General features: G+C 56.4%; 13 protein-coding genes. 6 read left to right on the top strand and 7 right to left on the bottom strand.

Annotated elements, in window-relative coordinates; genetic code table 11:
* Nucleotides 1-96: 96 nt before the first annotated feature.
* Nucleotides 97-981, bottom strand: coding sequence for a helix-turn-helix transcriptional regulator (locus FWJ25_RS13580; protein ID WP_149600797.1), 885 nt, complete (start codon nt 979-981; stop codon nt 97-99).
* A gap of 125 nt (nt 982-1,106) precedes the next feature.
* Here FWJ25_RS13580 and FWJ25_RS13575 point away from each other — a divergent pair, with 125 nt between their 5' ends.
* The 4 genes from FWJ25_RS13575 to ahpC all read left to right on the top strand — a co-directional run bounded on the left by FWJ25_RS13575 (nt 1,107) and on the right by ahpC (nt 5,282).
* Complete coding sequence (locus FWJ25_RS13575; protein ID WP_149600796.1) at nt 1,107-2,027, top strand: DMT family transporter; 921 nt, start codon at nt 1,107-1,109, stop codon at nt 2,025-2,027.
* Nucleotides 2,028-2,045: 18 nt separating this feature from the next.
* Nucleotides 2,046-2,258 carry an acetyltransferase gene (locus tag FWJ25_RS13570; RefSeq protein ID WP_149600795.1) on the top strand — a complete coding sequence of 71 codons (213 nt, stop codon included), beginning with the start codon at nt 2,046-2,048 and terminating at the stop codon, nt 2,256-2,258.
* A gap of 143 nt (nt 2,259-2,401) precedes the next feature.
* A complete protein-coding gene (locus FWJ25_RS13565; RefSeq protein WP_149600794.1) occupies nt 2,402-4,396 on the top strand; it encodes a hypothetical protein in 1,995 nt (664 codons plus the stop codon).
* Between the two features lie 322 nt (nt 4,397-4,718).
* The gene (ahpC, locus tag FWJ25_RS13560) at nt 4,719-5,282 is read left to right on the top strand and encodes an alkyl hydroperoxide reductase subunit C (RefSeq protein ID WP_149600793.1); all 564 of its coding nucleotides are present in this window, start codon (nt 4,719-4,721) and stop codon (nt 5,280-5,282) included.
* A 119-nt stretch (nt 5,283-5,401) separates the two neighbouring features.
* On the opposite strand, the gene FWJ25_RS13555 is transcribed toward ahpC, so the two are convergent.
* The 3 genes from FWJ25_RS13555 to FWJ25_RS13545 all read right to left on the bottom strand — a co-directional run bounded on the left by FWJ25_RS13555 (nt 5,402) and on the right by FWJ25_RS13545 (nt 9,562).
* A complete protein-coding gene (locus FWJ25_RS13555) occupies nt 5,402-5,878 on the bottom strand; it encodes a peroxiredoxin (RefSeq protein ID WP_149600792.1) in 477 nt (158 codons plus the stop codon).
* Nucleotides 5,879-5,919: 41 nt separating this feature from the next.
* Nucleotides 5,920-8,757 (bottom strand): cation-translocating P-type ATPase, encoded by a 2,838-nt coding sequence (locus tag FWJ25_RS13550; protein WP_149600791.1) that lies wholly within the window; start codon nt 8,755-8,757, stop codon nt 5,920-5,922.
* A gap of 73 nt (nt 8,758-8,830) precedes the next feature.
* Nucleotides 8,831-9,562 carry a DUF3581 family protein gene (locus tag FWJ25_RS13545; RefSeq protein ID WP_149600790.1) on the bottom strand — a complete coding sequence of 244 codons (732 nt, stop codon included), beginning with the start codon at nt 9,560-9,562 and terminating at the stop codon, nt 8,831-8,833.
* Between the two features lie 314 nt (nt 9,563-9,876).
* Between FWJ25_RS13545 and ahpF the strand changes: the two genes are divergently transcribed.
* The gene (gene ahpF / locus FWJ25_RS13540; RefSeq protein ID WP_149600789.1) at nt 9,877-11,442 is read left to right on the top strand and encodes an alkyl hydroperoxide reductase subunit F; all 1,566 of its coding nucleotides are present in this window, start codon (nt 9,877-9,879) and stop codon (nt 11,440-11,442) included.
* Nucleotides 11,443-11,526: 84 nt separating this feature from the next.
* On the opposite strand, the gene FWJ25_RS13535 is transcribed toward ahpF, so the two are convergent.
* Nucleotides 11,527-12,195, bottom strand: a complete 669-nt coding sequence (locus FWJ25_RS13535) for a transglutaminase-like domain-containing protein (RefSeq protein WP_149600788.1) — start codon at nt 12,193-12,195, stop codon at nt 11,527-11,529.
* A gap of 95 nt (nt 12,196-12,290) precedes the next feature.
* On the bottom strand, nt 12,291-13,322 hold the full coding sequence (locus FWJ25_RS13530) for a histone deacetylase family protein (RefSeq protein WP_149600787.1): 1,032 nt from the start codon (nt 13,320-13,322) through the stop codon (nt 12,291-12,293).
* A gap of 174 nt (nt 13,323-13,496) precedes the next feature.
* Between FWJ25_RS13530 and FWJ25_RS13525 the strand changes: the two genes are divergently transcribed.
* On the top strand, nt 13,497-15,020 hold the full coding sequence (locus FWJ25_RS13525) for a flavin-containing monooxygenase (RefSeq protein WP_149600786.1): 1,524 nt from the start codon (nt 13,497-13,499) through the stop codon (nt 15,018-15,020).
* Nucleotides 15,021-15,064: 44 nt separating this feature from the next.
* Here FWJ25_RS13525 and mltF read toward each other — a convergent pair whose 3' ends face one another.
* A complete protein-coding gene (mltF, locus tag FWJ25_RS13520; RefSeq protein ID WP_246166830.1) occupies nt 15,065-16,432 on the bottom strand; it encodes a membrane-bound lytic murein transglycosylase MltF in 1,368 nt (455 codons plus the stop codon).
* Nucleotides 16,433-16,585: the final 153 nt, after the last annotated feature.

Below are 16,585 nucleotides of genomic sequence, written 5' to 3'. Positions count from 1 at the left end.
GGACTCTGGGTTCCTGGCGGAATGATTATGACATTGATGTTAAATGTAGCACCGTTCACGTCATATTGATAACGGGATAGCTTGATAATCAGGCCGTTAGTGACTTGGCCCCCGGAACCTGGAAGGGGATACGCCAAAACGTTTTCGGAAGGCTCGGGAAAACTGGCTATGGTCGCCGAAGCCGCATTCCAGGGCCACGGCGGTAATTTTGGCCGCGGGATGCTGAAGCAACCTTCTGGCCCGGAGCAATCGCTGCTCCTGCACGTACTGATAAGGCGCCATTCCAAAACTGGCCCGGAACAGGCGGGCAAAATGGTAGGGGCTGAGATTTACCCAGCCAGCCATGGTGGCTAAATCCAGGGGCTGCGTGAGTGCCTCGTCAATCTGCCTCACCAGGGCACTTTGCCGGGTCCGGGAAAAGGTGCCTGAGACGTCAGGTTCCGACAGTGACGCCGCACCGTAGCGGCTGGCCACCTGAAGAATCAGCCAGTGAGCCAGGTGATCCATGGCCTGGGGCTGGTGGGGACTGTCCCAGTCGCTCATGGTGAGCAGTTGCCCGGCCTGAGCAAGGATGCCATCTTCAACCTGATATTGCTCTTCCAGCCGCAGGGTGGCCGGATCGCGGTCCCAGGTTGCCTCAATACAGTGGTGCAGGTCCTGATCCGTAAAATAGAAATGAAGGAATTCGAACGGGCCTCCGATGCTCCACTGAGATTGGCTCCCCGCCGGGAACAGGCAAACTGCACCGGGAAAGCCATGGCTGACAGCCTGGCCGTTCACCTGCCGGGAGGTCTGTTCGCCTGCCTGGGTATAAATGCTCAGTGAATGATGCCGAGGGCGTTCATAGCGGGTTTGCCCATGGTCGTTGTGCCAGTAGGCAAGAGCCCGGCCGTCCGTGAGCTCGACAACACGGCGAGGTGCCGCCCCGGCGCTGGTAAGCGCGGTAACAATATCCCGGGGTTGTTGTGGAGCGGTGGCCATAAGTCTGCATTCCTGAGCGGTATCGCAAGAATCTTCCAGCCTTGAGCAAGATCTGACAAGTCCCGTTGACGCAGGAGAGGTAGGCTGGTCGGTCTGTTACCTCTATTTGCTCTGGAGTATCCGCAATGCCTGTCAGCGTTCACTATGTACTTACGGTTCTGATCTGGGGCCTGACCTGGACCGCGATTCGCATGCAGATCGAATCTGTTGCTGTGGATATCTCCGTGTTCTACCGGTTCGTGATGGCTGCCGCGGTAGCCCTGGGGGGGCTGGCTGTATTGCGTCGCCTACCCCGTTTCTCGGCTAAACAGCACGGCTGGCTGCTCTTGCAGGGAGTGACCCTGTACAGCGTTAATTTCCTGCTTATCTACCGGGCTGCGGAGAATATGACCAGTGGCCTGCTGGCGGTCGTGTTCTCCCTGGCAGCATTGTTCAATGCCTTCAACGGGCGGGTGTTTATGGGCATCCGGCCCAGCTCCCGGGTCTACCCGGCGGTGGCTCTCGGGGTAACGGGTGTGGCGTTGCTGTTCTGGCACGACCTTCAGGTGGGCAATGCCACGACTGGCGCTTTGCTGTTCGCGGCGGCTGGAACGTTCTGGTTTTCCCTCGGCAATATGGTCAGTCTCAAAGTTCGTGCAGCAGAGATCCCGTTGTTTGCCGGCAACGCCTGGGCGATGTTTTACGGTGCGCTGGTGTTGGGTGTCTGGTGCCTGCTGAATGGCGCCACCTGGGTGCTACCCACAGGCGCGGAATTCTGGGGAGCAACCGTTTTCCTGGCTATTCCGGGTTCGATCATTGCTTTTTTCAGCTACATCACGGTTATTCGTGAGCTGGGTGCCGACAAGGCGGGCTATGCCACGGTACTTTTCCCGGTGGTTGCACTGAGCGTTTCGACCTGGCTGGAAGGCTTTGTCTGGAGCGGGACCGCCCTGACAGGGGCCGCTCTGGCCATTCTCGGGAACTGGGTGCTGTTCGGGCGCAGAACCAGACACGATACCGGCAGGCAAACATCGCAGACCTCTGTTAGGTTTAAAGGGTCGGCCTGAAACTAGGGAGAGGTCATCATGTTTGTAGCAGAGAAGACCACCGGACACCTGATCGAGGTTCTGGATACCAAAGCACTGTTTGATCCCCACGATAGCCGGGTAAAAGGCAGCCTCCATTATGGCGAGGAAGCACAGGATCCCGAGTTCTACGACAAAACGGAGCTCTGTTTCCCGTCCGGAGAAGGTTTGCCAAGGTGCTGGACCGACGCGAACTACCGCCGGAGTGAGTGATGAATGGTGAGGTTAGGTGAACTAACTGTAATTTATTGTTAATTCTTCGAAATACCCCCCGTTTGGGGGGGTGTGTTGTAAAAAATCGCTGCTAACTTCTTCTGTACTTGTGTAGTCGAGAGATCCATCAATAAGGAGAAGTTATGGGTAATTTCAAGAAGCTGGCGCTGGCTGTCGCCATTGCGTCGCCGTTGGTTCTTGCGGGTTGTGTTAACAGCGATGACAACAGCTCGTCCAGTTCAGATGGCACGACGGTCAATCAGACCGTTGTTTCTGGTACCGCTACAGCGCCCGGTGGTTTGGTTGCTCAGTTTGAGCAAAAGAACGTGTTTGAAGTTGCTTTGAACTTTGTGGTTCCACCGGTTGCGGCTGCGATCACCGGGCTGGAGCCCGTGCAGGGCGCCTTGGTTGAGCTGATCCGGGTGGATAACGAAGGCAACCAGATTGGTGATGTACTTGCCACATCACAGACATCCATTACCGGTGATTACGAGTTAACCCTTCCCCAGGGTGTGAACCTCGCGGGTGACCTGATCGTCCGTATTACCGGCCAGAACGGCAATGAACTTCGGGCTCAGGTGGTAGAGCAGGCGGTGAATATCTCACCGGCCTCTGAATTTGTCCTGCGCAAGTTCATTGAGCAGGGTGCGGACCTTGGGGAACTGGTCGTCACCGATATTGTCGAGCTCAGCGGCAAGGTTGAGGAATTTGATCTCACGGCCGGTGCGAACCTTGATGAGATGTTTGAGACCCTTGAGCGGGAAGTTGGCGCCTTCGTTGAAAATGAAGTAGCGGCTGTGTCCGCGCCCGAAGGTGATGGCGCATCCATCGCGGGTAACTATTTCAGCGCTGCGCTCGCAATCGAGTTAGGCGACGAAGATGGCAATGGCTACGGTGAAGTCGCACACGATATGTGGTTTGGCGAGTTCAGCGTCACCGACCAGGGCAGTGGCACGGTAAACCTCGACTTTACTCAGGAAGATTCTGCCTACGGAGACATGTATGGCACTGACCTGCAGACTCCCTATATTTACTACTCGGTGGATTCAGAGGTCCTTGAAGATGAGAGCTTCGCTGTCAGCTTCAACGCCGATGGCATCCTGACGGCAGAGGGCGAGTTTGAGGAAGAAGTGGATGATGATGGCTGGGAGGCACGACGCATGCCTGCGGTCACTTACACCTTCCAACAGGTCAAGAACACGGGCCTTCTGTTCGCGTTGTCTCACGAAGCCGCAGTGTCATACGAAACCATCTATAACGAGTCTAACGACACCTATTCACTGGATCCGGATGCCAAGAAAGGTGACGACGTCATGCGCTCCCTTGAGGTGTTCTCGCGCAAGCCGTCCAACCTGACCGCTGCTGACCTGTCCGGCAATTATGGTCGCGTGTGGTTTGAAGGCTCGTTGTTCGGTGGTGGTATTGAGATGATCACTGAAATCAATACCGTTACTTTCGACGGCTTTACGGTTGATGTGGGTGAGGCTGAAGCCCATAGTCTGTTCGTATCTGCGTCGGGTGTTGAGTACGCACCCTGGACCGAGCCAGCGGAGAGCGGTGTGGCTCTGGATATCCAGTCTGACGGTACCATCCTCGGAGAAGAGGGTGGCCGGGTTGGTTTCGTCAATGATTCCACCGACTACATTGACTTCACTGAATCCTCAGGAGCGAACGAGCAGGAAGCGATCTTCGGCAAGACCATGCTGGTCAAACTGCCTGAATCCCAGCTGACGCTGACCGGCAAAACCTATCGTTTGATGTATCTGGCCATGCACTACGATGACCAGGTGAACGGTGATATCGCGATGACTGCCAGCCAGTTCAACACGCTGATGACCATGGATTCCGCCGCTGATGGCACCCTGAACGGGCGTTTCTCTGAAGCAGTCAAGAACGGCCTTGGTGGAGACATCGCTGTTGGTGTTGATCAGGTGAGTGACTTTGGTTTCGATTACACCATTGCTGCAAATGGTGCTACCGAAATCACCATTGCCGATGGCGATTCCGGCACCACTGTGCTGGACGGCTTCTTCAATGAAGATGCCAGCCTGGGTGTGTTCACTACCCGGTATATGGAAAGTGATACCGGAAATGCGGACGAGCTTGGTATGGCGGTATTGATTGATGTGACTGAGTAAACGCCATCAATCTCTGGAAAAGCCCGCTGTTGCGGGCTTTTTCGTTTCATTAAAACGTCACTGAAAATCCCTATTCTTAGTGTCCAGACAATTGAACTTGCCAGCGGTGTCCCCATAAAGGGAAAACAGTAGCCGTTTCATGGAGTTGAGAGCGGCTATTGTGTCGCTTGGTGCGGCAGATGATTTCCCGGGATATCCAGTATAGGCAGTGCCTATCTTACGGTTGGGAATTATCAATTTTAACCAGGCGCAGAAACTCAGTATCTTGGGCGTCGTTAATTCATCAGATTCCTACACTCACGAAATTAAGGAGTTATCCACAATGGGTATCGTAAACAGCGAGATCAAGCCGTTTAACGCAACCGCTTTCAAACAGGGCGAGTTCGTTGAAATTTCTGAAGCCAATGTTAAAGGCAAGTGGGCGGTATTCTTCTTCTACCCGGCCGACTTCACCTTCGTATGCCCGACCGAGCTGGGCGACGTTGCAGACAAGTACGAAGAGCTGCAGAAGCTGGGCGTTGAAGTGTTCTCCGTGTCCACCGACACTCACTTCACCCACAAAGCATGGCACGACGCTTCCGACACCATCGCCAAGATCAACTACTACATGGTAGGCGACCAGACTGGCACCATCACCAACAACTTCGGTGTTATGCGTGAAGGCCAGGGCCTGGCAGATCGCGCTACCTTCCTGATCGATCCGGATGGTGTTATCCAGGCTGTTGAAATCACTGCTGAAGGCATCGGCCGTGACGCAGACGACCTGCTGCGCAAGGTTAAAGCTGCTCAGTACGTTCGCAACAATCCTGGCGAAGTTTGCCCGGCCAAGTGGAAAGAAGGTGAAGCTACTCTGGCTCCGTCTCTGGACCTGGTTGGCAAGATCTAAGTTTTTCCTACGGGAAAAAACGATCAGAGCGAGGTCTGCGGTGCAGGCTTCTCTCACAACAAAAACCCCGGCATTACGCCGGGGTTTTTGTGTTTTGGGCTGCGGGACATCAGCAGCTATCAGAGAGCTGCAAGAAGGGTCTCGGCGCTGGTGGTGTCCAGTCCTTTGCTGTCGATATTCAGAAGCTCCACGGTGCCATCGTTGATGATCATGGCGTAGCGCTGGCTGCGAATGCCCATCTTGTTGGCGGTCCGGTCCTGGGTCAGCCCCAGAGCACTGGCAAAGTCACCAAGGCCATCGGCCAGCATGATGATTTCGTCCGCATTCTGGGATTTTCCCCAGGCATCCATGACGAAGGCATCGTTGACCGATGTGCAGATGATGCTGTCCACGCCTTTGTCACGAATTTTATCAACGTGCACCACAAAGCCCGGAAGGTGGGCGGCGGAGCAGGTAGGCGTGAAGGCGCCGGGCACGGCGAACAGGACCACTTTTTTACCCCCGAACAGATCGGCAGTGCGTACGAGTTCCGGGCCTTTTTCTCCCATGATCTGCAGTTCAACATCAGGCAAGTGATCGCCTACTTGAATGGTCATTCGTCTGTGCTCCATTGTTTGTGTGCGGGTTTCAGGGATATTTATACGCTTCCGGGGCCGGTTGTGGCCAGTTGGCGGTGCTTCCATCGAACGATGAAGCGGACCAGCTCGCTGAGCCAAAGAACCGAGCTGGCGACGAGAGTGCAGCGTATCCAGTCCCCCGGTTCCAGGCTGACCGTTGAAAAGGCCTTCTGAAGAAACGGTACATAAACCACGGCTACCTGTAACAGCAGGGACAGCAGGACGGAGCCCCAGAGCCAGCGGTTGGTGAACAACCCGCGGAATGCAGTCTGATCATCAGAGCGGGAGACAAAGACCGCAAACAGGGAAAACAGTACCAGTGTCGTAAAGGCCATCGTCTGTCCATACGCGAGGCTCCCGTGACCTTCAATGATCCCGCCGGGCATTGAGGCATCCAGTATCAGCAGCGTGCCAGCGGCGACAATCACTCCGATAAATACAATATTTACCCACATCCGGTGGGTAATAACGCCTTCCACCCTGGGTCTCGGCGCATCCCGCATGGTGTCGTTGATGCTCGGGTCCAGTCCCAGAGCAAGTGCAGGGGCGCCATCACTGACCATGTTTATCCACAGAATGTGCGTTGCCAGCAGGGGCAGGGCAAGGCTTCCGCTGCCAGCCGACAAGCCGATAACATCCGCCAGTAGCACACCAAAGAACATGGTCAGAACTTCGCCCATGTTGGTGGAAAGCAGGTAGCGCAGGAATTTCCGGATATTGGCAAAAATGGTGCGCCCTTCCTCAACGGCGGCGACGATAGAGGCGAAATTGTCATCGGCCAGCACAATGTCGGCCGCCTTTCGGGATACATCGGTGCCGGTGATACCCATGGCAACCCCGATATCGGCGTTGCGAAGGGCGGGGGCGTCATTGACCCCATCACCAGTCATCGCAACGATGGCCTGATTCTGTTGCAGTGCCCGCACAATCCGCAGCTTGTGTTCCGGGTTAACGCGGGCATAAACCGAGATCTGCCGGACTATCTCGCGTAAACGCTCATCTGGCATTTTGTCGAGTTCGGCACCGGTGATTGCCCGATCATCCCGACAGATACCCAGCTCTCTGCCAATCACCGCAGCCGTAACCGGGTGATCACCGGTAATCATGACTGGACGGATGCCGGCCGCAAGGGCCTCGGAGACAGCGGCTTTTGCCTCGTCCCGGGGTGGGTCGATCATGCCAATCAACCCGATGAATATAAGGTCGGTTTCAAGATGCTCACCCACGGCGTCGGGTTCGAAGCTCTCTGCGGGCACCTGCTTTGCGGCCACGCCGAGGGTGCGTAGCGCCTCCCCGGCGAGTTCTTCGTTGGCTCTGAGGATGTCAGCTCTGCGTTCCGGTGTCAGCTCGCGGGTTTCCTGGCCTATGCGCTCTCGATTACAACGGCTGAGAAGGACATCGGGTGCCCCTTTGGTGAACACCTGGATGTGGGCTCGTTGCTCGCTGTCGGTATGCAGGGTGGACATGAGTTTGCGTTCAGACGAGAAAGGGACCTCGCCAACTCTCTCATAGCGGGCGTCCAGCGTGGCATCCGCGAGGCCGATTTTGCGGGCCGCGACAATCAGTGCTCCTTCCGTTGGGTCGCCCTGGATACGCCACTGGCCGTCCTCTTCCTGGAGGATGGCATTGGTGGCCCGGTCCCCGACTGTCAGGGCCCTTTCCAGTTCGTGGCGCAGGGGGGCGGTGATTGTCTCTGTGCCGCCGTCGGCTTTGATCTCTCCAATGGGGTTGTAGCCGGTGCCGCTGAGGGTAACGCGACCGCTTGCGGTAACGACGGCGCGCACCGTCATTTCATTTCGGGTGAGTGTGCCGGTTTTGTCCGATGCGATCACATTGGCAGAACCCAGCGTTTCCACCGCCGCCAGGTGGCGGACAATCGCATTTCGCTTTGCCATTCTCTGAACGCCTAACGCCAGGACGGCGGTAACGATGGCAGGCAACCCTTCCGGAACGGCCGCCACAGCAAGTGCGACCCCGAGGATCAGCACATCAAACAGCCCGGCCAGCCCGGAAACGTGTTCGACCGCAATGATGGTTGCGATAATGATGACGGCAATGGCAATGACGACCAGCCCGAGCAGGCGACCAACACGGGCAAGTTCCTGCTGCAGTGGCGTGGTTTCTGGCGGCGCCTCCTCGAGCATGCCAGCAATCTGTCCCATCTGGGTTTGCATGCCGGTTGCAGTCACTACCGCCTTACCACGCCCGTAGGTAACGGTGGTACCACTGAATACCATGTTCTGTCGGTCCCCGAGTGGGGCCTCTCCGATTATGGTCTCGGGTTCCTTGGCCTCAGGCAGGCTTTCTCCGGTCAGGGCGGCTTCGGCGGTCTGCAGGGCGATGGACTGAAGCAGCCGGCCATCGGCTGGCACGGTGTCGCCTTCCTCCAGAAGAATGATATCGCCAGCCACGATGTCATTTGCCGCGATGCGGATCTGCTCGCCACCCCGAATGACGGTGGCCTGGCTTGCGGACATTCGCTGAAGTTCATTCACCGACTGTTCGGCCCGGGCCTGTTGGACGAAACCCATTGCAGCGTTCAGAAGGACAATGGCGAGGATGGCGATGGCTTCGTAGGGGAGGTCGGAGTCCTGCTCCAGCAGCCAAAGGGAAAAGGAGATGACGGCTGCGACCAGCAGCAGCGCAACCAAAGGTTCGCGGAACTGAGCGAACAACTTGCGCCAGGGGGAAATGGGTCTGGCTGCCGTTAGTGCATTCGGCCCATCCCGCTCAAGGCGGGCGCGGGCCTCATTTTCGCTCAACCCAGAAGATGCGTTGCTTCCCAGAGCTTCAATAACAGCAGCGGGCGATAGCCGGTATGCGGACATCGGTTCGCCCTTCAAACGGTTTCCTGCCATGCGCTGCTGTCCTTAAGGTGGAATTCACAGAGGACAGTTTAGACCGAATAAACAACCGGCCGGATGATCCTGATCAGGAGTTGGCTGCTTCGCTGCCGTAGTCAACGCCCCGGGCCTTCAGGCGGTAGAACTCTTCCAGAACGCTATCCATTGCTTCCTGGCTATAGGGACGGAGCCCGCCGAGCACCAGGCTTTTGGTAACTTCGCCGCAACTGGCGTCTCCGGATGTGAGGTGATAATCCAGGGTGACATTACCCCGCTTGCCAGCGGCTTCCAGTTCGGCGTTATCCAGTTCCAGTTCCGGTGAGGGGATCTCCAGGCTGTTCAGGGCCAGACTCATGCTCTCATACATCACCATGGGCCTGTCCGGATTGAACATCACATCCCGGGATTCCATCAGCGGTTGCAGGGTGTGCGGGAAATTTTTGCCCGAGGCTGCAACGTAACAGCGGATAAAGTCTTCAATGATTTTATCGTCCCGGGTGGAGGTGCCTTCGCGGGAGACTTCGAGGTAGATCTTGCCCGCGTCGTCGCAGACGTCAATGTTGCCCGCGTCGTTCTCACGGAATTGCAGGGATACACCATTACCCACCAGGTTTTTGAACCGGAATGTCATTTTCTCCGATAGCCCGAAGTGGGACAGAACCAGGGCAAACAGCAAGTCTCCGGGTACACAGAAGCGCCGGGCGTCGGGATCGTGTATCGGGTTGAAATCACCGGCGATTTCCTTGGCGAATCGGCTGGCCTGAGCAGCCGTGATCTGGATGTGGTCATTCTCGACGGCGTGAAAACGTTCTAGAAACATGGTTTGCCTTTCCGGTTGTCCGGAGTCAATGCAACATTTGCGACAGGGTTCTTACTGTCATCATAGTTAAGCCTGATCGACTCCAAAATACGCTATTTGTCCTAGTTTGAGCCTTATTAGGGCTATTAGCGCCCCATTCGATGGGTTAGCTCACGAGGATGAACGGGGAATCTCAGACGATTATATAGCAATGGCCTATCAAACGTTTTAGGTCAATTAATTTGAGAGCAGGCTAGCCGACCCGTATCTTACTCCCATCAACAGTTAATCACGTTCTGAACTCAGAACTTCAGAGATTCCAAGAGGAAACGCCGATGCTGGACGCAAACATCAAGCAACAACTGACTGCCTACATGGACAAGCTGCAGCAGCCGATTGAACTGGTTGCCGCTTATGACGACAGCCCGAAGTCTCAGGAACTGAAGGAACTTCTGGAAGAACTGGAGCCGATGTCTGAGAAGATCAGTCTTCGCACCGAAGAATCGGCTGACGTTCGTCGTCCTTCTTTTGCCATCAACCGCGTGGGTACTGACATCGGTGTCCGTTTCGCCGGTATCCCCATGGGCCACGAGTTCACCTCGCTGGTACTGGCCCTGCTGCAGGTGGGTGGTCATCCGTCCAAGGAGTCCCAGGATCTGATCGAACAGATCAAGGATCTGGACGGTGAATATGAGTTCGAGACGTATTTCTCCCTGTCCTGTCAGAACTGCCCGGATGTGGTTCAGGCTTTGAACCTGATGAGCGTGCTTAACCCGAAGATCAAGAACACCTCCATCGACGGTGCCCTGTTCCAGGACGAAGTCGAGAAGCGTGAAGTCATGGCGGTACCGAGTGTTTACCTGAATGGTGAGTCCTGGGGCCAGGGCCGTATGACGCTTGAAGAGATTGTGGCCAAGCTGGACAGCAAGTCTGATGAGAAAGAGGCCGAGAAGATCAACCAGAAGGACGCTTTCGAGGTATTGGTCATCGGTGGTGGCCCGGCTGGTTCTGCGGCGTCCATCTATGCGGCCCGGAAGGGGATTGCAACCGGCATCGCGGCTGAGCGCTTTGGTGGCCAGGTCAGCGACACCATGGGCATCGAGAACCTGATTTCCGTGCCTTACACAGAAGGCCCGAAGCTGGTCGCGGCTATGGAACAACACGTCAATGAGTACGACGTGGATATCATGAACATGCAGCGTGCCGAGAAGCTGATCCCGGCAGCCCAGCCCGGCGGTTTGCACGAAGTGCGCCTTGCCAATGGTGCTTCACTGAAGTCCCGTACCGTGATTCTGTCCACCGGTGCCCGCTGGCGTCAGTTGGGAGTTCCGGGTGAGGATGAATACCGCAACAAGGGCGTGGCGTATTGCCCGCACTGCGATGGCCCGCTGTTCAAAGGTAAGCGCGTAGCGGTGATCGGTGGTGGTAACTCCGGTGTGGAAGCAGCGATTGATCTGGCCGGTATTGTCGGCCACGTAACTCTGGTCGAATTTGGTGCCGAGATGCGTGCGGATGAAGTGCTGCAGAAGAAACTGCGCAGTCTGCCGAATGTGGACATTATCACTTCCGGCCAGACCACCGAAATTACCGGTGAGAACGGCAAGGTGAATGGTCTGTCCTACACCGATCGCAATAGTGGAGAAGCACATCACGTTGAGCTGGAAGGCGTGTTTGTCCAGATCGGACTGGTGCCGAACACGGAATGGCTGAAAGGCGATATTGAACTGAGCCAGCACGGTGAAATCATTGTTAACGACCGCAACGAAACGTCCATACCGGGTGTGTTCGCGGCGGGTGATGCGACCACCGTACCTTACAAGCAGATTGTGATTTCCATGGGTGAAGGCTCCAAAGCAGCGTTGAGTGCTTTTGACTTCCTGATCCGTAACTCTGCGGAGTAAGCGCATACAGCCAGGATAGCCAGGCTGATCCCCAAACCGGTGCCCGCAGGATGCGGGTCACCGGTTTTTTTTGTATTTAACGCGTTAGTGGCGGCCCATGTCCTGTTCGAGGCTTCCGTGATGCTCGTCGACCACTTCAAGGTCGTTGAATAAATGGCTGTACGCGGAACGCACCCCTTCCACGATAAAGTCGTGCGGCACGTCATCAAACACACCGTGGTCGTTGATGTATTCCATGTGGGCTTTGCCGTCTTCGGTGAATTCCTGGAAAACAGAGTCATTCACGCCATCGAACGCCAGGGGCTCCACGTTCATCATTTCACAGAGCTGGCGATTGAACGCTGGCGTAGCCTTGACCCATTGCCCGTTCAGATACAGTTCGATAAATCCGTGCATGCGGAAGATGTCCGACTGCAGCCATTCAATCAGCTTCGGGCTTGAAAGGTGGTTACGCACATCTGCAAGCCCCAGACGGCTGGGAATGCCCAGGTAACGCGCGGCTGCGCCCAGCAATACGGCTTTGGGAATGCAGTAGGTTTCACCGCATTCCAGAGCAAAACTCGCAGAGAGTGTGCGGGGGTCGGTCTGGAACACATAGGGGTTGTACGTGATGCTGTCACGCACTGCGAGATAGAGCGCCTGGATCTGCGCCATCGGGTCTTCGTTCACGCCTGTCAGTTGCTGGTCGATCCAGGCGGTGACGGCCGGATTGTCGTAGTCGAAAAAAGCCGTGGGTCGCAGGTAGTGTTCCATGTCTCGTATCCGGTTTTGACATTGTTGAATCGATAGTCGCCAATTAGCAACCTACTAGCAATGGCCGGACAGTTCACCGCGATTGTCCGAATCGCTCAGGCTTTGCCCTCAAATCCCTGCATCACATTCACTGCATTGACGCCAATCGCGTCCACGTCGTAGCCGCCTTCCATGGTGAACACGGTGGGCAGTCCAAGTTGTTCCAGGCGTTTGCCTAGCGACAGATAGTCCTCGGACTTGAGTTTGAAGAAGGAAATCGGGTCGTCTTCGAAAGTGTCGACCCCGAGGGCAACGACGAGAGCATCGGGTTTGAACTCTGCAATGCGCTGGCAAGCCCGTTCCAGACCTTCACTCCAGACGCTGTAGGGGGTTTTCGGCGGGTACACGATATTGAGGTTGAAGCCCTCTCCTTGACCTTCGCCGGTTTCATCCTCGAATCCCAGGAAGTGGGGGAATACCAGATCCGGGTCGCCGTGGAGGCTGATGGTCAGAACATCGCTGCGGTCATAGAAAATGGCCTGGGTGCCATTGCCGTGATGGAAATCCACGTCGAGGACGGCGACTTTCTCGCAGCCCTGGTCACGGAACGCCTGGGCTGTGATGGCGGCGTTGTTGAAGAAACAGTAGCCTCCGAAGAGGTCAGCATGGGCATGATGCCCGGGAGGCCGGCACAGGGCGAATGCAGCCCGCTCACCACTGGTGACAAGCTTTTGCGCGGTCAGGGCGACATTGGCTGATGCCCGTGCTGCTTCCCAGGTTCCGTCTGAAATCGACGTTTCTGCAGCAAAGCTGTAGTAGCCAAGACGACCATCAATATCTTTTGGAATCCGGTGGCGCATACCCCGGCCTGCCCACACGGCGGGAATCGCTTCGCCGGGTTTGCCTTCGGCGACCCAGTCTTGCCAGCAGGTTTCCAGGAAGCTCACGTAGTCATCGGTGTGGACACGCTTAACTGGCTCCAGCCCGAATTCCTCCGGCTCCACAATGTCCCCGAGTGCCTGGTCTTTCACCCGGGCCAGGATCGTTTCCGCCCGGGACGGTTTCTCATGGGGTTCGATCAGCAGGCCGCCATCCAGCTCGGTTTTAACCTGACGACGACTATGGAGGGGAGAGAACACGGTTTTCATGGCCAGGATGCTCCTTACTGGTAGATTCCGGTCACTGTCGCACACGCCGGAGCGTGGCTCAATCGAACCAACTGACCGACAGAACGGAGAATCCCCGGGTATCAGGCCAATTCCCCGTCTCTGGCAAATAGCTAACGTTGGTCTATCCATAACAATACACGTGGGACCAATGCCATGAACCAACAACATTTCGATGTACTGATTATCGGTGCCGGGGTTTCCGGAATCGGTGTGGGTTGCCACCTGACCCGAGAATGCCCGGGTAAGAGCTTTGCGATTCTGGAGCGCCGACAGTCTCTCGGCGGTACCTGGGACCTGTTCCGCTATCCGGGCATACGCTCCGATTCGGATATGTTTACCTTTGGCTATAACTTCCGTCCCTGGACCGGGGGTAAAGTGCTGGCGGATGGCGCCTCGATCAAGGAATACGTGGCAAACACGGCCCGGGAATACGGTGTAGACAAACAAATCCGCTACGGTCTGGCGGTGCAGAGCGCGGACTGGTCCAGTGTCGACAGGTGCTGGAAAGTGACGGCTCAAAATGAAGCCACCGGTGAGGCCGAACACTACACTGCTAATTTCATGATTGGCTGCACCGGTTACTACAACTATGACCAGGGCTACAAACCGGACTTCCCGGGGGAAAGTGAGTTTCAGGGCCAGGTTGTGCATCCTCAGCACTGGCCGGAGGATCTGGACTACAGTGGCAAGAAAGTGGTGGTTATCGGCAGTGGAGCAACGGCCGTAACGCTGGTACCGACCATGGCTGAGAAGGCAGGGCATGTGACGATGCTTCAGCGTTCACCTACCTACCTGATGCCCCTGCCATCGGTCGACAAGGTAACGCTGGCTCTGCAGAAGGTACTACCGGAGAAACTGGCCTACAAACTTACCCGTGCCCGCAACATTTCCATCTCACGGTTGCTGTACGAGCGTTCGCGCCGGAGCCCGAAGGCCATGCGCCGCCTGTTGTTGAGAGTGATCAAGCACCAGTTGGACGGCAAAGTGGATATGCGCCACTTCAGCCCGGACTACAATCCCTGGGATCAACGCCTGTGTGTGGTGAAGGACGGTGATCTGTTCAAGGCTCTGAAGTCGGGCAAGGCCTCCATTGCCACCGACCATATCGACAGATTTACCAAAACCGGGATCAGGTTGAAGTCCGGTGAAGAGCTGGATGCCGATATCATCATTCCGGCTACTGGCCTGAACGTGCAGATGCTGGGTGGTATCAAGCCGAGTGTCGATGGCCGGGAAGTGGTGATGAAGGACAAGATCATCTACAAAAATGTGATGGTGGAAGGTGTGCCCAATGCCGGGATGATCTTTGGCTATACCAACATTTCCTGGACCCTGAAGGTGGATATTGCCGCTGAATACCTCTGTCGTGTGATCAATCTGATGGACAAGCGCGGTTATCGAACGGTGGTGGCAAACGATACCGGCAATAGCCGTGGAGAGGACACCATTCTTGGCTCGCTCGATGCGGGATACATCAAGCGTGCAGCAGATCGGCTGCCTCGTCAGGGCACCCACGGCCCCTGGAAGTCGTCCCAGAACTATCTGGAGGACGTGAAAATTCTGCGCTTCGAGCCCATCGAGGATGGCGTTCTGATCTTTGACAACAGGCGCACCCATGCCGGTCGCCCAAGCGCTCGCGGTCTCCTCAAGCCGCTGCGGTCGGCCTTGTTCGGCTAATCGGTGCCCCGGGCTGCCCGGCGAGTTAATGCCGGGTAGCCTTGTTAGTGGAATGCTGTCCGAATGACATCCCGATAGTTACGGATTCTTTGCACGTAGTGCACGGGTTCGTAGCCCCGGGCGTAACCGTAGCGGGTGCTGGGGTAGTAGCGTTTGTCCGCCTTGAGTGGCAGTACCTCTGCCATGTCTTCCCAGGAATCCGGGTTCTTACCGAGATCCCGGGCCAGCTGGCGGGCATCCAGAAGATGGCCTCTGCCGATGTTGTAGCTGGCGAGAGCGAGAAAGGTACGGTCTGGCTCGGGGATAGTGTCGGGCAACCGGCGGTGCCGGTCCGCCAGGTACCGGGCGCCGCCATCAATCGCGGAGGTCGCATCCAGGCGGTTGGTTACCCCAAGGGATTCAGCCGTGCTGCGGGTCAGCATCATAATGCCACGAACCCCGGTGGGGGAGACCGCGGCCGGGTCCCAGTGGGATTCCTGATAAGACAGCGCTGCAAGCAGATCCGCAGGAATGCCGGTCTTTGCCTCGGCTTCCCTGAATTCATCAATGAAGTTGGGTAAGCGCTCGTCAATTCGGCGATTCAGAGCCCTGAGATCAACGAAATCAAAGTCCCCGATGTAGGCGTAGTAGCGATTTTCCATCCGGGCTATCGCTTCGTCGCCTTCACCACTGTTCATCCATTCATGGGCATCCGAGGCCAGGGTTTCTGAACCGGCGGGCAGATACCAGCCAATGTTCCGGCCATCGGTCAGTGACATGGCGACTTCCAGATGGGGGAAGTGGCGGCGCATCACCTGAACAATGTTGGAATCGGCGACGGTACAGCCGATGTTCTTTTCGGCAACCTCCGAGAGGATAATCTCTGTCGTTCGGTTGCTGTCTTCAGTAAACGTTATCCCGGGGAATTGCTCAGCCATCTTGCCCAGCGTCTCTGCGTAACTGGACCCGGCGGTAATGACGATGTCAGTGCCGGCAATGTCTTCCGGTGTTCGTGGCAGTGGCCGTGCATCACGATGGCAGACCAGCTGTTCGGTGATTTCGGTATGCGCCGGCCCGCGGGTGTATTGATTGTCTCGTGAGGCAAGGTGGGTCAGGCCGGCTGCCGCCAGATGTGTTGTACCCTCGGCAAGGCTGTTCAGGACAGCTTTTGTGGAATCAAGCATGGTCCATTCAACCTGCCAGCCCCGGGCGTTGGCGTAATCCCGGATGAGGGAATGCTCGGGGCCTATGGGGTTTTCGTGGCGATCCAGATAGTAGGTGGTTGAGCCGTTTCGGGTGGCAACCGTAAGGATGCCGGTTTCAGAAGGCGGCTTCAGTGACATCGTGGCCGGCTCTTCATTGGACTCACCGCAGCCGACCAGTAACAACGGAAGGGCCAGACAACCTGCTTTGAACATACGCGCGAATCGCATTTTGACTCCATGCTTTGATCGTGTGTAAGTACGAGTACCTACAGGAATACTCGCAGACTTCGGTGTTGGATGCATGTAGGAATTGAATACAGGGCCTATCCAGATAAGTGCTGATACACATAGCTAAGTAGCTTCCTTAATATTATGCGACTG

It is taken from the genome of Marinobacter salinexigens, from assembly GCF_008370345.1.
Lineage (GTDB): Bacteria > Pseudomonadota > Gammaproteobacteria > Pseudomonadales > Oleiphilaceae > Marinobacter > Marinobacter salinexigens.
The sequence above is the reverse complement of the archived record's forward strand: the minus strand, read 5'-3'. Positions and strand labels throughout refer to the sequence as shown.

Bases quoted from the DNA above. Each gene is read 5' to 3' on its own strand.
- FWJ25_RS13580 (WP_149600797.1), bottom strand. From the start codon at position 981: ATGGCCACCGCTCCACAACAACCCCGGGATATTGTTACCGCGCTTACC.
- FWJ25_RS13575 (WP_149600796.1), top strand. From the start codon at position 1,107: ATGCCTGTCAGCGTTCACTATGTACTTACGGTTCTGATCTGGGGCCTG.
- FWJ25_RS13570 (WP_149600795.1), top strand. From the start codon at position 2,046: ATGTTTGTAGCAGAGAAGACCACCGGACACCTGATCGAGGTTCTGGAT.
- FWJ25_RS13565 (WP_149600794.1), top strand. From the start codon at position 2,402: ATGGGTAATTTCAAGAAGCTGGCGCTGGCTGTCGCCATTGCGTCGCCG.
- ahpC (WP_149600793.1), top strand. From the start codon at position 4,719: ATGGGTATCGTAAACAGCGAGATCAAGCCGTTTAACGCAACCGCTTTC.
- FWJ25_RS13555 (WP_149600792.1), bottom strand. From the start codon at position 5,878: ATGACCATTCAAGTAGGCGATCACTTGCCTGATGTTGAACTGCAGATC.
- FWJ25_RS13550 (WP_149600791.1), bottom strand. From the start codon at position 8,757: ATGGCAGGAAACCGTTTGAAGGGCGAACCGATGTCCGCATACCGGCTA.
- FWJ25_RS13545 (WP_149600790.1), bottom strand. From the start codon at position 9,562: ATGTTTCTAGAACGTTTTCACGCCGTCGAGAATGACCACATCCAGATC.
- ahpF (WP_149600789.1), top strand. From the start codon at position 9,877: ATGCTGGACGCAAACATCAAGCAACAACTGACTGCCTACATGGACAAG.
- FWJ25_RS13535 (WP_149600788.1), bottom strand. From the start codon at position 12,195: ATGGAACACTACCTGCGACCCACGGCTTTTTTCGACTACGACAATCCG.
- FWJ25_RS13530 (WP_149600787.1), bottom strand. From the start codon at position 13,322: ATGAAAACCGTGTTCTCTCCCCTCCATAGTCGTCGTCAGGTTAAAACC.
- FWJ25_RS13525 (WP_149600786.1), top strand. From the start codon at position 13,497: ATGAACCAACAACATTTCGATGTACTGATTATCGGTGCCGGGGTTTCC.
- mltF (WP_246166830.1), bottom strand. From the start codon at position 16,432: ATGCGATTCGCGCGTATGTTCAAAGCAGGTTGTCTGGCCCTTCCGTTG.